This window comes from Amycolatopsis bartoniae, assembly GCF_014191255.1.
GTDB classification, from domain to species: Bacteria; Actinomycetota; Actinomycetes; order Mycobacteriales; family Pseudonocardiaceae; genus Amycolatopsis_E; species Amycolatopsis_E bartoniae.
This window is the reverse complement of sequence record NZ_JACHWH010000001.1, coordinates 136,328-155,531: the sequence shown is the minus strand read 5'-3', so window position 1 is coordinate 155,531 and position 19,204 is coordinate 136,328. Positions and strand designations below refer to the sequence as shown.

The following is a 19,204-nucleotide window of genomic DNA, read 5'->3' as shown; positions in this document are numbered from 1 at the left end:
GGTTTCCGTCTCCCCTATTCGGCGCTCGACCCGAGCACCTGCTGTGCTTCGGCCTCCAGGCCGGTGTGGTACTCCACCGAGTCACCGGTGAGCTGCATGAACGCCTGCTCCAGCGAGCCCGTCTGCGGGCTCAGCTCGTGCAGCACGACGCCGTTCTCCGCGGCCAGCTCGCCGATCTTGTCGCTGTCCATTTCGGACACGAGAATGCCCTCGTCGGACTCGGTGACCCTGCCGCCCGCCTGCTCGACGGCCGGGCGCAGCCGGTCCAGGTGCGGGCTGCGCACCTTCACCGTGTTCTCGGCGGCCCGCGCGACGAACTCCTTGGTGCTGCTCTGCGTGATCAGCTTCCCCCGCCCGATCACCACGAGGTTGCTGGCCGTCAGCGCCATCTCCGACAGCAGGTGGCTGGAGACGAACACCGTCCGCCCCTCGTCGGCCAGCCGGTGCATGAACTTGCGGATCCAGAGGATGCCCTCCGGGTCGAGCCCGTTCACCGGCTCGTCGAACAGCAGCACCTCCGGGTCGCCGAGCAGTGCCGCGGCGATCCCCAGCCGCTGCGACATGCCGAGCGAGAAACCGCCGGCGCGCTTGCCCGCGACGCTGGTCAGGCCGACGATGTCCAGCACCTCGTCGACGCGGCGGTCCGGAATCCGGTTGGACTTCGCCATCCACCGCAGGTGGGCCCGCGCCGAACGGTTCGGGTGCACCCACTTCGCGTCGAGCAGCGCGCCGACCGTGCGCAGCGGGTTCTTCAGGTCCTGATAGCGCTTTCCGCCGACGCGGACCTGTCCCGCCGTGGGATTGTCCAGGCCGAGGATCATCCGCATCGTCGTGGATTTCCCGGCTCCGTTCGGACCGAGAAAACCGGTGACGCGGCCTGGTTCGACACTGAACGACAGGTTGTCGACGGCCAGCGTCCTGCCGTATCGCTTGGTGAGGCCCTGTGCCTCGATCATGACTGCTCCCCTGTGTCAGGCCCGTTTGCCCCTGGTGCCCCATCTTTTCCGATCGGGCGGTGCTGGCGCGTCATCCTGCGGGTCGAACTTGCACCCGACTGCGGTAGTAGCTTCCTCCGCCCGAGCGAGTGGCGCACTCGGGAATGACCCTGAGTGCCCCCTGAGCTTTCAGCCCTGACCCGGACGGACCAAGCCGGTCTCGTAGGCCAGCACCACCGCCTGCACGCGGTCGCGCAGCCCGAGCTTCGCCAGGATGCGGCCGACGTGCGTCTTCACCGTAGCCTCGGAGAGGAACAGGGTCCCGGCGATTTCCACATTCGACAGTCCCCTGCCGATCAGCACGAGGACCTCGCGCTCACGGTCGGTCAGCGGATCCAGCACGGCTTCGTCCCGCGGCGCGCCCGCGCTGACGAACCGGTCCAATAGGCGCCGGGTCACCGACGGCGACACGACCGCGTCCCCGCTGGCGACCGCGTACAAGGCGGACACCAGGTCGGCGGGTGGCGTGTCCTTGAGCAGGAACCCGCTCGCCCCGCCGCGCAAGGCCGCGTACACGTACTCGTCGAGGTCGAAAGTGGTCATCACCAGCACGCGCGACGTGCCCGCGGCGACGATGCGCTTGGTCGCCTCGACACCGTCGAGCACGGGCATCCGCACGTCCATCAGCACGACGTCCGGCCGCAGCTCCTCCGCGAGCCGGATCGCCTCCGCCCCGTTGCCCGCCTCCCCGGACAGCTCGATGCCGTCCTGCGCGCCGAGCACCATCCGGAACCCGGCCCGCATCAGCTCCTGGTCGTCGACCACCACCACGCGGATCACGGCGCCGACCCGACCGGCAGCGACGCCCGCACCCGCCAGCCGCCACCGGGCAGCGGGCCCACGTCGAGCGAGCCGCCGTACACGTGCGCCCGCTCCCGCATGCCGATCACGCCGTTCCCGCCGGGCAACGGGCCGTCCGCGGGCACCAGTGCCCGTGCCCGGCCCGCTCCGTCGTCGGTGACCGTCACCTCGATCACGTCTTCCCTTCGTTCGATCCTCACGTGGGCCCGTGCGCCGGGCCCGGCGTGCTTGAGAGTGTTGGTCAGCGACTCCTGCACGATGCGGTAGATCCCGAGCGACACGCCGGTGGGCAGCCCGGCGAGGTTGCCTTCGACCTGCAGCCGCACCGGCACGCCGGCTTCACTCACCCGGTTGGCCAGGTCGGCCAGCGACTGCGCGTCCGGCTGCGGGGTGCGCGGCACGTCGATGCCGTCCTCGTTCCGCAGCACGTCCAGCAGCCGCCGCAGCTCGCCGAGCGCCTCCCGGCCGGTGGCCGAGATGGTGTGCACCGCGCGTTCGGCCAGGTCCGGATCCTTGCGCACGGCGTACGACGCCCCGTCCGCCTGCACGACGATGACGCTCACCGCGTGCGCCACCACGTCGTGCAGCTCGCGCGCGATGCGCCCGCGCTCCTCCGCGACCGCGATGCGGCTCGCCTGGTCGCGCTCGGTCTCCAGCAGGTGCAGTCGTGCCTCGACCTCGGTGTGGTACGCCCGCCGCGCGCCGACGAACTCCCCGAGCAACCAGCAGAAGGCGAACGTCACGGTGAAGAGGATGAGCGCCGACACGGTCTGGGTACGCCACATCAGCGCCGTCTGCGCCCCCGTCGAGACCAGTTGCGCCGCGAGGTACCAGGCTGCCTGCTTGCGGCCGACGTAGACGACCAGCGTGTACAGGGCGATCGCGCTCGCGAAGAGGCTGCCGACGCCGAGCTGCAGCACGCTGTGCGGAATGCTCACCGCCAGCACGGCGTACGCCGTGAGAACCGGGGCGCGCCGCCGGAACACCAGGGGCAGGACCATCACCAGGTCCATCGGGACCGTGACGTACCACGGGTGGACCTTCGGGAACGGTGCCGCCGCGTTGATCGCGAAGACCAGCAGGTCCAGCAGCGCCAGCAACACGGCGAGCAGGCTGTCGCCCACCATGGGGTGCGCCCGCATCCACATGCTCAGTCGCCGCACGGGGTTCACCGTAGGCCGCCGGGGCCCGCGACCGCGTCAGCCGGCGGTAGCACCTTCGGTGCGACTCGGGGACGATCCGTGGCAGGATTCGGACCGCGAAGGGAAGGGGCGCGAGGTGACTGACCAGAGCCGCCTGGCGGGCCCCCTGTCGATGTCGGTGGCCGCCCTGTGCCGCCGGTTGCAGCCCCAGGTCTCCGCGCGCACCGCCGCCGGTTTCGCCGAGGTGGTCCGCAGGCTCGGCGCGCCGCTGCAGGTCGCGGTCGCCGGGCGCATCAAGTCCGGTAAGTCCACGCTGGTCAACGCGCTGATCGGGCGGCGGGTCGCGCCCACCGACGTCGGCGAGTGCACGCGCCTGGTCACCCGCTTCCAGTACGGCACCGTGGACCGCATCGAGGTGGTGTTCACCAACGGGCGAAAGCAGGTGCTGCCGTTCGCGGCGGACGGGAGCATCCCGGCGGACCTGGGCGTGGACATCTCCGCCGTGTCGCACCTGGAGGCCTACCTGACCAGCGCGGTGCTGCAGGGCATGACGGTCATCGACACGCCAGGTCTCGGTTCGCTCGACGCCGCGTCGGTGTCGCGCACCGAGGAGCTGCTGGGCGCCGCGAAGCAGGACGAAGGCTCCGACGACCTCGACGACACCTCGCGCAACGCCGTCGCCGGTGCCGAGGCCGTGTTGTACGTGGTGACGCAGGGCGTGCGGGCCGACGACCACCAGGCGCTCGCCGCGTTCACCGCCGCCACCGCGAGCCGCGAGGCGGGTCCGGTCAACGCGATCGCGGTGCTGAACAAGGCCGACACCGTCGCGCCCGAGTCGGTGCAGGGCGCGGGCGGTGACGTGTGGAAGGCGGCCACGATCCTCGCCGAGAAGCAGGCCGCGCTGCTCAAGCCCAGGGTCGCCGACGTGCTGCCGGTGATCGGGCTGCTCGCCGAGACCACCGAGTCCGGCCAGTTCACCTCCGCGGACGCCGAGGCGCTGCGCAAGCTGGCGGCGGTCGACGAGGCGACGCTGGAGACCATGCTGATGGCGGCGGACATCTTCACCAGCTGGGAGTGCGAGGTGCCGACGGGCACGCGCCTGCGGTTGCTGGAGAAGCTGGACCTGTACGGCATCCGCTGCGCGATCGACGCGATCCGCGCCGACCCGGGTATCCCGGCCGGTGCGCTGCGCCGGATCCTGCTCGACGCGTCCGGCCTGGCGTCGGTTCGGGCCCGGCTGAGCGTCGTGTTCGCGGCCCGCGCCGACGGCATCAAGGCCGCCGCCGCGCTCGCGTCGGTGACAGCGCTGGCGCACGCGTCGGGCGATCCGGCGGAACGGCAGCGCGTGCACGACGCGATCGAGGTGCTGCTGGCCCGCCCGGAGGCCCACCAGTTGCGGCTGCTGGAGGCGCTGACCCTGGTCGTCGGCGGAGCGGTCGACATGCCGGAGGACCTGGCGGAGGAGGTGCTGCGCGTGGGGAGCAACGCGGTGGTCGACGCGCAGCTCGGGCTGCCCGGCGGCACTCGCGCAGAGCTGGCCGCGCACGCACTGGAACGCGCGGGCTGGTGGCGCTCGTTCGCGTCGTTCGGCGCGACGCCGGCCCAGAGCCGGGTGGCGCACGTGGTGCACCGCGCGTACTTCCTGATCTGGCAGCAGCTGCGCGAGAACCGGGGGTGAGTGCGGTGCCGTCGTGGTTTCGCCGGGAGCCGGACCCGGACACCGAGGATCCGACCGGGCAGATCCCGGCCGAGCACATGAGCAGGTTCATCGAGGAGGCCGACGGAACCGAAGCCGCTCCGGGTGCGTCGAACGACGACGTGAACTCCGTGTTGGAGCGGGCGCTGGCCGACCGCCAGGCGCTCATTCAGCTCTGCCTCTACGCGCTCGACCGGGCGCGCAGCGGCGGTGTTGTCGAGCGCATAGAGCAGGGCTTGGCCGGGATCGGCGTCACCGCCGTGCGCCCGGACGGGCAGCGGTTCGACCCCTCGCGGCACGAAGCGGGCGGCGCGGTGGCCACCGACGACCCGGCGCTCGACGGGGTGGTCGCGGAGACGGAGGTGGTCGGGTTCGCCGACCACGACCAGCTGCTGCGCGCCCCGATCGTCACGGTCTACACGAAGCGATGACAGTCACCGCACTGCCCGCGCAGGTCAAGCAGGCCCGGGACGCGCTGCTGGCGCTCCTGCGGGAGAACGACCCGCAGGCCGCGAAGTGGGTCGCCGACATCCGCCGCGCCCGGCCGCGCAAGCCGTCGATCGTGGTGGTCGGCGAGACCAACCGGGGCAAGAGTTCACTGGTCAACGCGCTGCTCGCCACGCCGGGGCTGTCCCCGGTCGACGCGGATGTGGCGACGGCGACGTACCTGGTGTTCGACCACTCCGACGAGTGGACAGCGCAGGCGTGCTACCCGGGCCAGCTCGCCCCGGTCGGGATCCCGCTGCCCGAGCTGCCCCGCTGGGTCTCCGCCGCGCACGAGTTGCCCGAAGGCCAGCTCCCGCCCCGCTACGTCGAGGTCACCGGGCCCGTGCCGATCCTCGAACGGGTGTCCATAGTGGACACGCCGGGGGTCGGTGGCCTCGACTCGGCGCACGGCGAGCTGGCGATGGAGGCGGCGGCCGGGGCCACCGCGCTGCTGTTCGTCGTCGACGCCTCGGCGCCCTTCACCGCGAGCGAGCTGGACTTCCTGCGCCGCGTCGGCGACCGCGTCGAGACGGTCCTGTTCGCACTGTCCAAAACGGACCAATTCCGCGGCTGGCGAGAGGTGCTCGAAGCCGACCGCGCGCTGCTGGCCGAGCATGCGCCCAGGTTCGCCGAAAGCGTGTTCCACCCCGTGTCGGCGCGGATCTTCGAGCTGGCCGCCCGCGCGCCCAGCGAGCAGGCCGCGACCCTGCTGCGCGAGCAGTCCGGCGTGAGCGTGCTGCAGACGGCGGTGCAGGAGCAGCTGCTCGGCCGGTCGGCGATGCTCGGCGAGGCCAACACGTTGCGCGCGCTCGCCACGGCGCTCGGCGAGCAGCACGCCCGGCTCGCCGCCGAACAGCGTGCCCTTTCCTCCGGCGAGGCCGAGGCCGAGGCGCTGCGGGACCGTCGCGACCAGCTCGCCACCGAGCGCCGGTCGTCCACCCGCGGCTGGCAGCTCAAGCTGCGCGGCGAGATCCAGCGGGCGCGCGTGGACCTCGGGCACGAGTCCAGCAGGCAGATGCGCGACGCCCAGTCCTGGTTCCGCCAGCAGATCGAGGCCGCGAAGCGCGAGCAGCTGCACGCGCTGCCGCAGCAGGTCGACGCGGCGCTGCGGATGGCCTCCCAGCGGGTTTCGGCGACGCTGGCGTACCGGTTGAACCGCGTCACCGACATCGCGCTGGCCGACCTGTTCTCCGCCGAGGAGCTGGACGTCATTCGCGCCCAGTTCCTGCGGGGCGGCGGCCCGCCCGTCGTGCTGCGCCCGCCGGACAAGCGGCCGCCCACGCCGGAGGACAAGCTGCTCGTGTTCATGGGTGTCTCCGGTGGCGTCGGCGCGGGCAAGATCGCCGCGTTGCCGCTGGCCGGCGTCGCGCTGCTGAACCCGGTGGTGCTGCCCGCGACGATCGTGATCGGGCTCGGCGCGGGCTGGTGGATGGCGCGCACCCGGCGGCACGCGGCCGACAAGCAGCACATGAAGCAGTGGCTCGTGGAGTCGATCGCCGACGCCCGCTCGACGCTGGACCAGCTCATCGCCGAGCAGCTCATCGAGGCCGAGCAGCAGCTGTCGCTCGCGCTCGACGACGCGCTCGGCCGCCGCATCGAAGCCATCGAGGCGGAGCTGAAGGAAGTCGACAAGGCGATCAAGATGGACACGCAGGAGCGCTCCCGCAGGCTCGCCGAGTTGAACCGGCGCCTGCGGGAGACCGCCGAGGGCCGGGAACGCGCCGAGCAGTTGCTTTCCCGGATCCGGACCGTCCGCGACCAGCCCTGATGCCGATCGGGGACGGCCGGTTGTGCCGGGGAACCGAAGCGGCCTACGGTGAGTCGAAGGTCTGAGATCACTACCTCGGAGAGCAGGGAGAAGCGGGCCGTGTGGATCGACGAGACTGGTGGCGCTGAGGCGACCGACACCGGGCACGACGGCGAGCTGGAAATCTCCGTCGAGGGCCAGACGTACAGCGCCGAGGAGAACTTCGACATCGACCACGACGGGCACGACGACGCCGTCCGGCTGGACAACGAGGACGGCACGATGACGGCGTACGTCGACTCCGACGGCGACGGGCAGGCCGACGAGTACCTGCACACCGACACCGAGGGCAACGTCGTCGAGGCGGCGCGCTTCGACTCCGCGACCGGCGAGTGGGTGGCCTCCGGCGAGCCGGGCACCACGGATGCCGGCAGCGACGCGGGTCACCAGGGCGACCTCACCGCCGACCTGGCGGACGGCACGGTCGACCTCGGCCACGCCACCGTCGACAGCGACAACGACGGCACGGCCGACACGGCGGTCGTCACCGACGCCGACGGCAACACGCGCCTGTTCACCGACACCGACGGTGACGGCAGCGCCGACGTGCAGACGATCATCACGCCCGAGGGCGAGTCGCACACCTACGAGCACACCGGCCACGGCGAGTGGACCGAGACCGCGGGCAGCGGGGTCCGCGCGGACAGCGACGCGCTGTGGGGTGCCCCGGGACGCGACACCGTGGAAGGGGTCGCGCGCATCGACTCCGGCACGGGGCAGTGGATCTCGCAGAACTGACGGGTTCCCGATCCGGGCAAGACCGGCTTTCCACACGGAAAGCCGGTCTTTTGCTGTGTGCCGCCTGGAAGTCAGGTATCGGGTAGATCACGGCGACGCGGGAAAAATTTCTCGGCTAGGCCGGTTCAGCGATATCTGAATCGATTCCCTGATCGTTCTTGTGAGAGAACCGACAGCTCAGGGCTCGGTTACGGGGCCACGCCTTGGCTACTCTCAAGGAATCCCAATTTCCAGCACACCGGTCGCCAGCCGGTGTGTGAAGCCATTCGGTCGCCGGCGATGGAGCCCGCGTCAGGACATCCAGTCGGGTCCGGTCGCGGGCTCCTCCCGTCGAAGTCAGGAGAAGGAATGACTGCAGTAGCCATCCCGGGACTGGACAAGGCGCCGACCTCACACAGCCGTGTGCTCGCGTGGGTGCGGGAAGTCGCCGAGCTCACCACTCCTGACCGAGTGGTGTGGTGTGACGGCTCCGAGGAAGAGGCCGCGCGGATCAATTCCGAACTCGTGGCGGCCGGCACCTTCGTTCCACTGGAGGCCAAGCCGAACTCGTTCTGGGCCGCGTCGGACCCGAGCGACGTCGCGCGCGTCGAGGAGCGGACGTTCATCTGCTCCGAGCGCGAGGAGGACGCCGGGCCGACCAACAACTGGACGCACCCCGACGAGATGCGGGCGACGATGACCGAGCTGTACCGCGGGTGCATGCGCGGTCGGACGATGTACGTCATCCCGTTCTGCATGGGCCCGCTCGACGCGGACGACCCGAAGCTCGGCATCGAGATCACCGACTTCGCCTACGTCGTCGCTTCGATGCGCGTGATGACCCGCATGGGCAAGTCCGCGCTGGACCGGTTCGTCACCGAGGACGGCACCGAGCGCGAGTTCGTGCCCGCGCTGCACTCGGTCGGCAAGCCGCTGGAGCCGGGCGAGCAGGACGTGCCCTGGCCCTGCAACGACACCAAGTACATCTCGCACTTCCCGGAGACCCGCGAGATCTGGAGCTACGGCTCGGGCTACGGCGGAAACTCCTTGCTGGGCAAGAAGTGCTACTCGCTGCGCATCGGCTCGGTGATCGCCCGCGACGAGGGCTGGCTGGCCGAGCACATGCTGATCCTCAAGCTGATCTCGCCGGAGGACAAGGCGTACTACATCGCCGCGGCGTTCCCCAGCGCGTGCGGCAAGACGAACCTGGCGATGCTGCAGCCGACGATCCCGGGCTGGCGCGCGGAAACCCTCGGCGACGACATCGCGTGGATGCGGTTCGGCGAGGACGGCAGGCTGTACGCGGTGAACCCGGAGTTCGGTTTCTTCGGCGTCGCGCCGGGCACCGACTGGCACACCAACCCGAACGCCATGCGCACCATCGAGCAGGGCAACACGGTCTTCACGAACGTGGCGCTGACCGACGACGGTGACGTGTGGTGGGAGGGCATGGACTCCAAGCCCGAGCACCTGACGTCGTGGAAGAAGCAGGACTGGACGCCGGAGTCGGAGGAGAAGGCGGCGCACCCGAACTCGCGCTACTGCACCCCGATGTCACAGTGCCCGATCCTCGCGCCGGAGTGGGACGACCCGAAGGGCGTGCCGATCTCGGCGATCCTGTTCGGCGGTCGTCGCGCCACCACGGTGCCGCTGGTGAACGAGGCGCGCGACTGGCAGCACGGCGTGTTCATGGGCGCCACGATGTCGTCGGAGAAGACCGCGGCCGCGGCGGGCAAGGTCGGCGAGGTGCGCCGCGACCCGATGGCGATGCTGCCGTTCCTCGGCTACCACGCCGGTGACTACTTCAAGCACTGGATCGAGCTGGGCAAGGCGGCCGACGGCATGAAGCTGCCGAAGATCTTCTACGTCAACTGGTTCCGCCGCGGCGACGACAAGCGGTTCCTGTGGCCGGGCTTCGGCGAGAACTCGCGCGTGCTGAAGTGGGTCGTGGAGCGCATCGAGGGCAAGGCCAATGCGGTCGAGACGCCGATCGGTTTCGTGCCGCGCGCCGAGGACCTCGACACCGACGGGCTGAAGGAGCCGCTGGAGGACATCCAGGCGGCGCTGGACGTGAAGCCCGAGGAGTGGCGCGAGGAGATTCCGCTGATCGAGGAGTGGTTCGCGAAGATCGGCGACAGGGTCCCGTCCAACCTGCGGGATGAGCTGGAGTTGCTCAAGCAGCGGCTCGGCTGAGGTATGCGGAAAGCAGCCGGTTTTTCCCCCGACCGGGGGAAGAACCGGCTGTTTTCACGCTAGGGTCTGCGGGTGTGGGCGACTTCCGCTTCGGAGTGAACCTGACCGTTTCGGCCTCGCGGGCCGAGTGGATCGACAAGTGCCGCACCGCCGAGGACCTCGGCTACGACGTCCTGTGCGTCCCCGACCATCTGGACATGCCGGATCCCTTCCCCTCGCTGCTGCTCGCCGCCGAGTACACCGAGCGGCCGCGGCTGTGCCCGTACGTGCTGAACGCGGGGTTCTACCCGCCGGCGTTGCTGGCCCGCCAGGTCTCGACCGCGCGGGCGCTGATCGGCAACCGGCTCGAACTGGGTGTGGGCACGGGGTACGCGAAGGAGGAGTTCGACCGCGCCGGACTGCCGTGGCCGAGCCCGGGCGAGCGGATCGACCACCTGGAGCGCACCCTGGCCGAGCTCGACACGGATGGTCTGCCGGTGCTCGTCGGCGGCTGGGGTGACCGGATGCTGACCCTCGCGGCCCGCCGCGCCTCGATCGTCGGCTTCACCGGCACGGCGAGTCACCGGGACGGCAGGCTCACCACCCTGGCGGGTCTGGCGAAGTTCGGCGAACGGGTGGAGTTCGTGCGGGCCGCGCTGGGTGAGCGGGAAGCGGAGTTCAACGTCCTGGTGCAGCGGGTCGTGTTGACGGAGGACCGCCGCTCGGTGCTGGAACAGGCGGCGCCCTACGCGCCCGAACTGAGCCCCGACGAGCTGGGCGAGATCCCCACCCTGCTGGTGGGCACGCCGGCGCAGATCGCGCAGCAGCTCAGCGAGCACCGGGAGAAGCTGGGACTTTCGTACGTGACGGTGCTGGAACCGAGCATGGACGCCTTCGCGTCGGTGATCGAGTACCTGAGCTAGGACTCGCCGAGGAAGCCGGTGACCGCGGACAGCCAACGCTGCGGTGACCCGCGCGGACGACAGCGCGCTAAGCGGGTACCGCGCCGCGGAGGGCTTCCAGCGGCAGGCCGACCGCGTCGGCGACCGCTACCACCGTGAAGAACGCCGGGGTCGGGATGCGGCCCGTCTCGATCTTGCGCAGCGTTTCCACCGAGATTCCGGCCTCCGCGGCCACCTCAACCATGCTGCGGGAGCCCCGCGCTTCCCGCAGGACGGCGCCGAGCCGCTCACCGCGGGCACGTTCGGCTTCGGTCAGCGGCACACGCACCATGTCCACAGTCTATCCGCCAAATACTCCACAACCTGTGGACAACTCTGTGCACAGGTTGTGGAGCACTGGCTTCATCGAGAAAATCCGCCGTTCACGCGCCCGGCGGCACCGGCAGCGGCATGCCCGGCAGCGTCTGGTCCTTCGGCACGATGCCGTCGACGAGGTAGTCCTCCACAACCTTGTCCACCGCCGCGTTCCCGCCGGCGTAGATGCCGTGGTCGCCCTCGCCGGTCACGGTGATCATCCGCGAGCCCTGGAACGCCTGGTGCGCCCGCAGCGCCCCCTCGTACGGCGTCGCCGGGTCGTGCGTCGACTGCACCATCAGCACCGGCGCCACGCCCCGCCCGTTGAGCACGGGCAACGGCACCGGCTGGTGCTTCCAGAACAGGCACGGCTGGATGAACCAGCCCCAGCCCAGCAGCGGGTACTTCGGCCCCAGCTGGTCCGACTGGTGGATGGCGGACTGCGTGGTGCCGAACCACGGCCCCTCGTTGCACGGGATCGTCCAGAAGCTGGCGTCGTACGCGTCGTCGTAGTCGCTCGGCACGACCAGCGGCTGCGGGCCGAGCGCCGTCTCGTCGGCGTGCTCAGCCTCGACCTCGCGCTTGGCCCGCACCTGCTGGTCGGCGGGCGCGGCCTGGGTCAGCGTCCGGACGTTCACGAGGTAGTCGGCCAGCGCCGGGAACGACTTCTTGTTGTACAGCTCCGACGCGATGAACGAGTCCAGCTCGTTGGCCGACAGCGGCGCGCCGTCGACGTCCACCGGCTGCTTCGCCAGCGCGGCGCGCACCTGCTCGTAGGTCTGCCGCGCGGCCTCACCGGTGGTGCCGAAGTGGTAGACGCTGTCGTACTTCGCCAGCCACGGCAGGAAGTCCTCCCGCCAGCGGCGCTCGAAGCCCAGCGGCTGCCAGTCGAACGACTTCTGCCACGTGGTGGTGAACTCGGTGTTCGAGTCCAGCACGAAGTGCTCGGCGCGGTTCGGGAACTCCTGCGCGTAGTGCGCGCCCAGCCACGTGCCCGCCGAGTACCCGACCCAGTTGACCTTCTGCCTGCCCAGCAGCACGCGCAGCAGGTCGAGGTCGTGCACCGTCTGGTCGGTGGTGATGTACGGCCCGAGGTCGCCCGACTTCACCTGGCACGAGTCCGCCGCGTACTTCGTCGCGTCGAGGATCAGGTTGAGGTTGGAGCGGCTGCGGTCACGCGGGTCGAGGTTGCTGCCGGTGCCGATCGCACCACCGCACGTGATGTTGGTGCTCTTGCCGGTGCCGCGGACGTCGAAGCCGACGATCTCCTGGTGCTCGCGCAGCTTCGGCTGGTTGCGCAGCCGGGACGGGAAGATGCGGCCCGGCGCCCCCGGTCCGCCGGGGTTGACCAGCACGCTCGCCGTCGCGTTCCCGGTCGCCTTCAGGCGGCTGACGGCGATGGTCAGGTCGACGTTCGCGTTCGCGTGGTACCAGTCACGCGGGGTCTGGTAGGTGGCGCACTCGATGCCCTCCGCACCCGCGGGCGGCACCTGCCCCGACAGCTCGTCGGTGGAGCAGGTGTGCCAGCCGAGCACCTGGTTCGCGTACTTGCCGGGAATCCCGGTCGAGTTCAACGGCGCGACGGTGGCGGCCGAGGCCACCGTGCTGCCCGCCAGCAGGGCGCCGGCCAGTGCCGGGATCACCACCGCGTAGCGCATTGACTTCATGCTCGCCCCTTCGGTTCAGCAGTCGCACCTTCCTATCGGGCGGGCAGGATCCGGGCAACCTGCCTTAGTCGGGCGTTTCCTGCCCGAATCGATACCTCGGGCGGTCGTGACCTTGCTGCTCGCAGGACTTAAGGTGCTGACGGCTGTCCGAACTCTCAAGCGAGGTCCGATGTCTGGCAAAGCGGCCGGGAAGGTCACAGGGCTACAGGTGAGCCCCTGGAACCTGTTCCTGTTGATCCCCCTGTTGATGTTGGTCACCCCGTGGTTCAACTTCGACAAGCCGAGGTTGCTGGGCTTGCCGTTCTTCTACTGGTTCCAGTTCCTCTTCGTGATCATCGGGGTCGCGTCGGTGGCCGTGGTGTACGTGATGACCAAGGGCGCGCCCGTCGTGAAGGGCAAGCCGGACCGGCTCGCCGCGGAAGAGCTGGACGAGGGGGAGCAGCGATGACTCCGGGCAGTGGACTGCAGTGGACGGAACTGAGCATCTTCGTGGTGCTGTTCCTGCTCGTGACCGTCCTCGGGTTCCTGGCGGCGCGCTGGAAGGCGGCGGCGTCGCTCGACCACCTCGACGAGTGGGGCCTCGGTGGCCGCAAGTTCGGCGGCTGGATCACGTGGTTCCTCGTCGGCGGTGACCTCTACACCGCGTACACGTTCGTCGCCGTGCCCGCGCTGGTCTTCGGTGCCGGAGCGCTGGGCTTCTACGCCCTGCCGTACACGGTGGTGCTGTACCCGATCGTCTTCCTGCCCGCGCTGCGGATGTGGTCGGTGTCCCGCTCCCGCGGCTACGTGACCCCGGCGGACTTCGTGCGCGGCCGGTACGGCTCGCCGACGCTCGCGCTGCTGATCGCGATCACCGGCATCGTCGCGACGATGCCGTACATCGCGCTGCAGCTGGTGGGCCTCGAAGCGGTGTTGCGCACGATGGGCCTCAACGGCTCCGGCATCGTCGGGCACCTGCCGCTGCTGATCGCGTTCATCATCCTCGCGCTCTACACCTACCAGTCCGGCCTGCGGGCGCCCGCGCTGATCGCGTTCGTCAAGGACGGCCTGATCTACGTGGTGATCCTGGTGGCGGTGTTCTACCTGCCCGCGAAGCTCGGCGGCTGGTCGCACATCATCGACGTCTCGGCGGCGAAGCTGTCGCAGCCCAACCCGAAGACGGGCAAGCCCGCCGGGTCGGTCCTGCTGACCGGCACCAACCAGCTGCAGTACATCACCCTGGCGCTGGGCTCGGCGCTCGCGTTGTTCCTCTACCCGCACTCGCTCACCGGCGTGCTGGCCTCGCGCGGGCGCAGTGTGATCAAGCGGAACATGATGGCGTTGCCCGCGTACTCGTTCCTGCTGGGCCTGCTGGCGCTGCTGGGTTACGTGGCCATCGCGGCGGGCGTCAAGCCGATCACCAACGCCGCCACCGGCAACGCGGACTCGAACACCGTCATCCCGGTGCTGTTCGACCTGCAGTTCCCGTCCTGGTTCGCGGGCATCGCGTTCGCCGCGATCGGGATCGGCGCGCTGGTGCCTGCGGCGATCATGTCGATCGCGGCGGCGAACCTGTGGACCCGCAACATCTACAAGGAGTACCTGAAGCGGGACGCGACGCCGAAGCAGGAGGCGACCCAGGCGAAGCTCGCGTCGCTGGTGGTGAAGTTCGGCGCGGTCGCGTTCATCCTGTTCATCGACCCGCAGTTCTCCATCGACCTGCAACTGATCGGCGGTGTACTGATCCTGCAGACGCTGCCCGCCGTGGCCATCGCGCTGTACACGCGCTGGCTGCACCGGTGGGGGCTCATCGCGGGCTGGGTCGTCGGCATGGGCTGGGGCCTGATCATGCTCTACAACATCCCGAACCCCAGCAACGGCAAGGCGCACTTCGGTGGTTCGGCGATGCCGCTGGGCAACCTGTCGATCTTCGGCTGGCACCCGTTCTCGGGCATCGCGACGCAGATCTACCCGGGTTTCGTGGCGCTGGTGGCGAACCTCGTGGTGGCGGTGATCGGCACGGTGATCGCGCGGCAGTTGAAGATCTTCAACGGCACCGACGACACCGAGGGCACCGACTACCACGCCGACGAGCACGACAAGGACCTTCGAGCGATCGGGGTGCACTGACGTGGTGAGCCGCTTTCCCGTTGTAGAGCCGGAAGACCTGCCGGACGACCTGCGCGAGCGCGTCGGGGCGATCGCGGAGAAGTCGGGGTTCGTGCCGAACATCTTCCGTGCGCTCGGTCACCGCCCGGCGGAGCTGCGCGCGTTCCTCGACTACCACGACGCGCTGATGGACCGGCCCGAAGGACTGTCCAAGGCGGAGCGGGAGCTGGTCGTCGTCGCCACCTCGGGTGCGAACCACTGCACGTACTGCGTGGTGGCGCACGGGGCGATCCTGCGGATCAGGGCGAAGGACCCGCAGCTGGCGGACGGGGTGGCGGCCAACCCGTGGCAGGTGGAGCTGGACGCGCGGGGGCGGGCGATCGTCGACCTCGCTCTCGCGCTGGCGCGCGACTCGCACCTGTTCGGCGAGGACCACCTCGCGGCCGCACGCGAAGCGGGCCTGACCGAGGACGAGATCTGGGACGTCGGCGCGATCACGGCGCTGTTCGCGATGTCGAACCGACTCGCGCACCTCACCGCGCTGCGCCCGAATCCGGAGTTCTACGGGATGGGTCGCCAGGCGCGGTAGAAGCGTGTCCACCAGTGTCGCGCGGCTCGTCGCCACGCGGGGGGTTGCCAGCGTCGCGGGTCTTCGTGCGGCGTCATGGGGCGCTGTGCCGGTCAGGATGGTGGGTCGGGGTGCTGCGCCCGAATCCGGAGTTCTACGGGATGGGTCGCCAGGCGCGGTAGAAGCGTGTCCACCAGTGTCGCGTGACTCGTCGCCACGCCGGGGGTTGCCAGCGTCGCGGGTCTTCGTGCGGCGTGAACGCATCCCCGGTCAGGATCACCGCCGGATGTCCGCGCGGGCAGGTGGCCGACACCGAGATCACGCCCGGCGCGAGGTTGTCGACGAACTCCACCTCGTCGACGCCCAGCAGCGTCCGGCGCTTGCAGATCGGGCAGGAGACGACCAGCACGTCACCACTCCAGCCGCCAGGTCTCGCCCACCAGGTCCGCGCCGAAGCTGTGGTGCGGTTCGCTTGCCACCAGCCGGAAACCGGCCTTCGCATAGATCACCCGGGCGGCGGTGAGTACGTCGTTGGTCCACAGCTCCATCGCGCGGTACCCGTGGGCCTTGGCGAACGCGACGCACTCGGCGACGAGCCGCTTGCCGAGCCCGCGCCCGCGCGCGGCGGGTTCGACGAGCAGCAGCCGCAGCTTCGCCGTGTGCTCGTCCGAACCGCGTACGCAGAACACGCAGCCCGCGCGCTCGCCGTCGACCTCGGCGATCCACGCCGCTTCCTTCGCGGGCACCTGGTGCTCGACGTAGTCCGCGACGATGCGCGCGACGAGCGCCTCGTACGTCGCGTCCCAGCCGTACTCCTGCGCGTACACGGCGCCGTTGCGCTGCACGACCCAGCCGAAGTCGCCGGGCCTGGGCGGGCGCAGCACGATGGTGGCGTCGCTGTTCCGTTCGCCGACGACCTCGCCGATGGCCTGCATGGACTTCAGCAGCCGGTGCTGGTCCTCGTCGGTGAAGCGGCCGAGCAGCTCGCCGATCTGCTCGACGGTCCGCTGTTCGAGCGAGTGCTGCGCGGCGCGGCCGGCGTCGGTGAGGCGAATGACCTGGCGACGGGCGTCGCTGCCGGAGCGTTCGCGGACCAGCAGGCCCCGCTGTTCGAGCTTCCCCAGCAGACGGCTGGCGTACCCGGCGTCGAGGGCGAGCCGCCGGCGCAGCTCCGTCACCTCGGTGACCCCCTGCTGCTCCAGCTCGTAGAGCACGCGGGCCTCGCTCAGGGAGTACTCGGTGCCGACGAGCCCCTCGTCGAGGACGCCGATGACTCCGGTGTAGAGCCGGTTGAACGCGCGGACCCGGGCGACGCGGTCCAGCAGCTGCTGATCGTTCATTGCCCACCTCAACCACTTCGTTGACTTGGTCAAAGAGTAGCGAGGCCGTCAACGGGGTTCCGGGCAATGGAAAACCCCGTGATGCTGCCAGGTCGGGGGTCCGCCAGCATCACGGGGTCATAAGGGGTATCGCCGGGTTTCCCTTCGGCGTTACACCGAGACCATTATGTGGTCTGGATCACTTCAGCGCATGTGCACCTGGTGCGCCTGCGCGATGGCGACGAGCTCCTGGCGCACGGTCGGGCTGGCCGCGGTCTCGATCGCCCGGTTCACCGCGCGACGGGTCCGGGCCTGCGCGCGGCGGGCACGAAGCTTGGCGGCGATGTTGCTCATGGGTTTTCGCATCCCCTCAGATGTCCGGTGGTTGTGCTTCTAGTATGCACCTTTTTTCACAAGCTCGCCAACGATCGTCCGGTGATGTGGCGCACTTGCCGATGATTCATCGGCGAAAGGCGCATATCGCGGACGATGTCGATCTCTAGGCGAAACGCTAGAAACCCTTAGAGGATGCGATCAATCCTCGTTGCGGCTGAGCAGGTAGTGCCCGAAGTGCGGCACGGTGAAGGCGATCAGCCCGCGCTCGGCGGAGTAGACCAGGCCCTTCTTCATCAGGCTGTCCCGCGCCGGCGACAGCGAAGACGGCTTGCGGCCCAGGTAGACGGCGATGTCCGAGGTGCCCGCGCCCTCGTCGCGGCCCTGCGTCAGCTCCGCCATGGCCAGCAGGTACTCGCGCTCGGCGGGAGTCGCGCGCTCGTAGCGGGAGCCGAAGAACCCGACGGCCAGCTCCTGCTCGGCCTCGGGGGCGGCGACCTGCACGTCCTTCACCGTGATCGGGTCCGCGGGCGCGGCGTCCCACGCCGCCTTCGCGTACGCCTGAATGAAGTACGGGTAGCCGCCGGACGCGTCGAACAGGGCATCCAGCGCCTCTGGCTCGATCCCGGCTTCCTCGCGTTCGATGGGAGCCATCACCGCGCGGTCGGCGTCGTCCCGGTCGAGCCGGTCGATGCGGGCGTAGCGGAACAGCCGCTCGGAATACGACTTCGACGCCGACAGCACCGCGGGCACGTGCGGCAGCCCGGCGCCGACCACTACGAGGGGCGCGCCGGACTGCGAAAGCTCGTGGCACGCCGCGCACAGTGCCGACACGTCGGCCGCCTTGAGGTCCTGCATCTCGTCGATCAGGATCACCGCGCCGGTGCCGACGTCCGCGGCCAGCTCGGCGACGTCGGTGAACAACTCGACCAGGTCGATCTCGATGTCGCCGGAGTCCGCCCGGCCCTGTGCGGCGGGCACATCGATGCCCGGCTGCCAGCGGTCACGCAGCTTCGCGTCGGGCTTGCTGGCCTTGAGCGCGAACGCCTTGAGTACCGCCAGCACCTGGTCGACGCGGTCCGGCGCGCGGTGGCGCACCGCGAGGTCGCGGATCGCGCGGTGCAGCGCGGCCGACAGCGGGCGCCGCAGTTCGGCGTCCGGCCGGGCCTCGATCTTGCCCGCGCCCCAGCCGTGCTTGACCGCCATGGAACGCAGCTCGCCCAGCAACACGGTCTTCCCGACACCCCGCAGGCCGGTGAGGATCAGGCTCCGCTCGGGCCGCCCCCGCGCGACGCGCTGCAGCACCACCTCGAAGGCGGTCAGCTCGCGTTCCCGGCCGGCCAGCTCGGGCGGCCGCTGCCCGGCCCCCGGCGCGAAGGGGTTGCGGATGGGATCCATCCCTACGACGCTATCGGGCTTTCTAGGACTGACCTGATATTTGCCGAGATACCGGTATCGGCGTGTCGCTAGGGCTCTCTAGCGTTCTCTAGCGTGTGTGCGATAAAGCGCTAGAGCATTGAAGAGGACGCTAGTGGGTACTTCCGGCGCATCGAGAAGGCAACCTAGGAAGGCGACGACCGTGATTCTGCGTCGACTGGCCCGTCCCATGCTGGCGTCCATCTTCATCTACGGCGGCATCAACGCCCTGCGTCACGCGGAAGGGCACGCCGAGGTGGCGAAACCGCTGCTCGACAAGACGGTCGGGCAGCAGCAGGACAAGCTGCCCGACCAGGTGCCCACCGACCCGGTGACGCTCGTCAAGATCGACGCGGGCGTGAAGATCGTCGCGGGCACGGCGCTCGCGTTCGGCAAGTTCCCGCGCCTGTCGTCGCTCGCGCTGGTCGGGAGCCTCGTGCCGACCACGGCGGCGGGGCACGCGTTCTGGGAGGCCAAGGACGCCGACAAGCAGGAGCAGATCATCCACTTCCTGAAGAACGTCGGCCTCGTCGGCGGCCTGCTGATCGCCGCCGCGGACACGGAGGGCAAACCCTCACTGGGCTGGCGGGCCCGCCGCGCCGCCGCGAAGACCTCGAAGCAGGTGTCCAGCACGGCGGGCGCGGCCCGCAAGCAGGTGGCCAACACGGCAGGCGCTGCCCGCGACGTCCTGCCGGTGTGACGACATTTTCAAGCGGCGGTGCCGGTTGTCGTCGACCGGCA

At 69.9% G+C, this 19,204-nt stretch carries 19 protein-coding genes; 10 read left to right on the top strand and 9 right to left on the bottom strand.

Annotated elements, in window-relative coordinates; all coding sequences use genetic code 11:
- Window positions 1-14 precede the first annotated feature (14 nt).
- The 3 genes from FHX82_RS00830 to FHX82_RS00820 form a co-directional block, all read right to left on the bottom strand.
- On the bottom strand, window positions 15-956 hold the full coding sequence (locus FHX82_RS00830; RefSeq protein ID WP_145932433.1) for an ABC transporter ATP-binding protein: 942 nt from the start codon (window positions 954-956) through the stop codon (window positions 15-17).
- Window positions 957-1,124: 168 nt separating this feature from the next.
- Window positions 1,125-1,775 (bottom strand): response regulator, encoded by a 651-nt coding sequence (locus FHX82_RS00825; RefSeq protein ID WP_145932434.1) that lies wholly within the window; start codon window positions 1,773-1,775, stop codon window positions 1,125-1,127.
- Window positions 1,772-2,923 carry a sensor histidine kinase gene (locus tag FHX82_RS00820; protein WP_145932520.1) on the bottom strand — a complete coding sequence of 384 codons (1,152 nt, stop codon included), beginning with the start codon at window positions 2,921-2,923 and terminating at the stop codon, window positions 1,772-1,774. The genes FHX82_RS00825 and FHX82_RS00820 overlap by 4 nt, the downstream gene beginning before the upstream one ends.
- Before the next feature lie 187 nt (window positions 2,924-3,110).
- On the opposite strand from FHX82_RS00820, the gene FHX82_RS00815 reads away from it, so the two are divergent.
- The 6 genes from FHX82_RS00815 (at window position 3,111) to FHX82_RS00790 (ending at window position 10,739) form a co-directional block, all read left to right on the top strand.
- Window positions 3,111-4,616 (top strand): dynamin family protein, encoded by a 1,506-nt coding sequence (locus tag FHX82_RS00815; protein WP_145932521.1) that lies wholly within the window; start codon window positions 3,111-3,113, stop codon window positions 4,614-4,616.
- Window positions 4,613-5,065, top strand: a complete 453-nt coding sequence (gene grpE, locus FHX82_RS00810; RefSeq protein ID WP_222425919.1) for a nucleotide exchange factor GrpE — start codon at window positions 4,613-4,615, stop codon at window positions 5,063-5,065. Before FHX82_RS00815 ends, grpE begins: the two co-directional genes overlap by 4 nt.
- Window positions 5,062-6,888, top strand: a complete 1,827-nt coding sequence (locus FHX82_RS00805) for a dynamin family protein (protein ID WP_145932435.1) — start codon at window positions 5,062-5,064, stop codon at window positions 6,886-6,888. The genes grpE and FHX82_RS00805 overlap by 4 nt, the downstream gene beginning before the upstream one ends.
- 99 nt (window positions 6,889-6,987) lie before the next feature.
- Window positions 6,988-7,665, top strand: a complete 678-nt coding sequence (locus tag FHX82_RS00800; RefSeq protein ID WP_145932436.1) for a DUF6802 family protein — start codon at window positions 6,988-6,990, stop codon at window positions 7,663-7,665.
- A gap of 348 nt (window positions 7,666-8,013) precedes the next feature.
- Window positions 8,014-9,837, top strand: a complete 1,824-nt coding sequence (locus tag FHX82_RS00795; RefSeq protein ID WP_145932437.1) for a phosphoenolpyruvate carboxykinase (GTP) — start codon at window positions 8,014-8,016, stop codon at window positions 9,835-9,837.
- A gap of 74 nt (window positions 9,838-9,911) precedes the next feature.
- Window positions 9,912-10,739 carry a TIGR03621 family F420-dependent LLM class oxidoreductase gene (locus FHX82_RS00790; RefSeq protein WP_145932438.1) on the top strand — a complete coding sequence of 276 codons (828 nt, stop codon included), beginning with the start codon at window positions 9,912-9,914 and terminating at the stop codon, window positions 10,737-10,739.
- Window positions 10,740-10,806: 67 nt separating this feature from the next.
- On the opposite strand, the gene FHX82_RS00785 is transcribed toward FHX82_RS00790, so the two are convergent.
- Entirely contained in the window at window positions 10,807-11,049 is a 243-nt protein-coding gene (locus FHX82_RS00785; RefSeq protein ID WP_091506467.1) for a helix-turn-helix domain-containing protein, read from the bottom strand.
- 91 nt (window positions 11,050-11,140) lie between these two features.
- Entirely contained in the window at window positions 11,141-12,739 is a 1,599-nt protein-coding gene (locus FHX82_RS00780; protein WP_145932439.1) for an alpha/beta hydrolase, read from the bottom strand.
- Between the two features lie 169 nt (window positions 12,740-12,908).
- Here FHX82_RS00780 and FHX82_RS00775 point away from each other — a divergent pair, with 169 nt between their 5' ends.
- From FHX82_RS00775 to FHX82_RS00765, 3 genes are read left to right on the top strand one after another with little or no spacing between them, the layout of a single operon-like run.
- Window positions 12,909-13,187: a DUF3311 domain-containing protein gene (locus tag FHX82_RS00775; RefSeq protein WP_145932440.1), complete on the top strand. Its 279-nt coding sequence runs from the start codon at window positions 12,909-12,911 to the stop codon at window positions 13,185-13,187.
- Window positions 13,184-14,848, top strand: a complete 1,665-nt coding sequence (mctP, locus tag FHX82_RS00770; protein WP_145932441.1) for a monocarboxylate uptake permease MctP — start codon at window positions 13,184-13,186, stop codon at window positions 14,846-14,848. Before FHX82_RS00775 ends, mctP begins: the two co-directional genes overlap by 4 nt.
- A gap of 4 nt (window positions 14,849-14,852) precedes the next feature.
- A complete protein-coding gene (locus tag FHX82_RS00765; RefSeq protein WP_373308626.1) occupies window positions 14,853-15,416 on the top strand; it encodes a peroxidase-related enzyme in 564 nt (187 codons plus the stop codon).
- 133 nt (window positions 15,417-15,549) lie between these two features.
- Here FHX82_RS00765 and FHX82_RS00760 read toward each other — a convergent pair whose 3' ends face one another.
- The 4 genes from FHX82_RS00760 to FHX82_RS00745 form a co-directional block, all read right to left on the bottom strand.
- Window positions 15,550-15,804 carry a hypothetical protein gene (locus FHX82_RS00760; protein WP_145932443.1) on the bottom strand — a complete coding sequence of 85 codons (255 nt, stop codon included), beginning with the start codon at window positions 15,802-15,804 and terminating at the stop codon, window positions 15,550-15,552.
- Between the two features lies 1 nt (window position 15,805).
- The gene (locus FHX82_RS00755; RefSeq protein ID WP_145932444.1) at window positions 15,806-16,735 is read right to left on the bottom strand and encodes a bifunctional helix-turn-helix transcriptional regulator/GNAT family N-acetyltransferase; all 930 of its coding nucleotides are present in this window, start codon (window positions 16,733-16,735) and stop codon (window positions 15,806-15,808) included.
- Window positions 16,736-16,918: 183 nt separating this feature from the next.
- A complete protein-coding gene (locus FHX82_RS00750) occupies window positions 16,919-17,068 on the bottom strand; it encodes a hypothetical protein (protein ID WP_183176417.1) in 150 nt (49 codons plus the stop codon).
- Between the two features lie 180 nt (window positions 17,069-17,248).
- On the bottom strand, window positions 17,249-18,445 hold the full coding sequence (locus FHX82_RS00745; protein ID WP_145932445.1) for an ATP-binding protein: 1,197 nt from the start codon (window positions 18,443-18,445) through the stop codon (window positions 17,249-17,251).
- 208 nt (window positions 18,446-18,653) lie between these two features.
- Here FHX82_RS00745 and FHX82_RS00740 point away from each other — a divergent pair, with 208 nt between their 5' ends.
- Window positions 18,654-19,163 (top strand): DoxX family protein, encoded by a 510-nt coding sequence (locus FHX82_RS00740; RefSeq protein ID WP_145932523.1) that lies wholly within the window; start codon window positions 18,654-18,656, stop codon window positions 19,161-19,163.
- Window positions 19,164-19,204: the final 41 nt, after the last annotated feature.

What these genes read in the sequence shown, in the direction of transcription:
- FHX82_RS00795 (WP_145932437.1), top strand. Translation starts at nt 8,014, where the DNA reads ATGACTGCAGTAGCCATCCCGGGACTGGACAAGGCGCCGACCTCACAC.
- FHX82_RS00740 (WP_145932523.1), top strand. Translation starts at nt 18,654, where the DNA reads ATGCTGGCGTCCATCTTCATCTACGGCGGCATCAACGCCCTGCGTCAC.
- FHX82_RS00750 (WP_183176417.1), bottom strand. Translation starts at nt 17,068, where the DNA reads ATGAGCAACATCGCCGCCAAGCTTCGTGCCCGCCGCGCGCAGGCCCGG.
- mctP (WP_145932441.1), top strand. Translation starts at nt 13,184, where the DNA reads ATGACTCCGGGCAGTGGACTGCAGTGGACGGAACTGAGCATCTTCGTG.
- FHX82_RS00830 (WP_145932433.1), bottom strand. Translation starts at nt 956, where the DNA reads ATGATCGAGGCACAGGGCCTCACCAAGCGATACGGCAGGACGCTGGCC.
- FHX82_RS00805 (WP_145932435.1), top strand. Translation starts at nt 5,062, where the DNA reads ATGACAGTCACCGCACTGCCCGCGCAGGTCAAGCAGGCCCGGGACGCG.
- FHX82_RS00775 (WP_145932440.1), top strand. Translation starts at nt 12,909, where the DNA reads ATGTCTGGCAAAGCGGCCGGGAAGGTCACAGGGCTACAGGTGAGCCCC.
- FHX82_RS00820 (WP_145932520.1), bottom strand. Translation starts at nt 2,923, where the DNA reads ATGGTGGGCGACAGCCTGCTCGCCGTGTTGCTGGCGCTGCTGGACCTG.
- FHX82_RS00815 (WP_145932521.1), top strand. Translation starts at nt 3,111, where the DNA reads ATGTCGGTGGCCGCCCTGTGCCGCCGGTTGCAGCCCCAGGTCTCCGCG.
- FHX82_RS00745 (WP_145932445.1), bottom strand. Translation starts at nt 18,445, where the DNA reads ATGGATCCCATCCGCAACCCCTTCGCGCCGGGGGCCGGGCAGCGGCCG.
- FHX82_RS00755 (WP_145932444.1), bottom strand. Translation starts at nt 16,735, where the DNA reads ATGAACGATCAGCAGCTGCTGGACCGCGTCGCCCGGGTCCGCGCGTTC.
- FHX82_RS00780 (WP_145932439.1), bottom strand. Translation starts at nt 12,739, where the DNA reads ATGAAGTCAATGCGCTACGCGGTGGTGATCCCGGCACTGGCCGGCGCC.
- FHX82_RS00785 (WP_091506467.1), bottom strand. Translation starts at nt 11,049, where the DNA reads ATGGTGCGTGTGCCGCTGACCGAAGCCGAACGTGCCCGCGGTGAGCGG.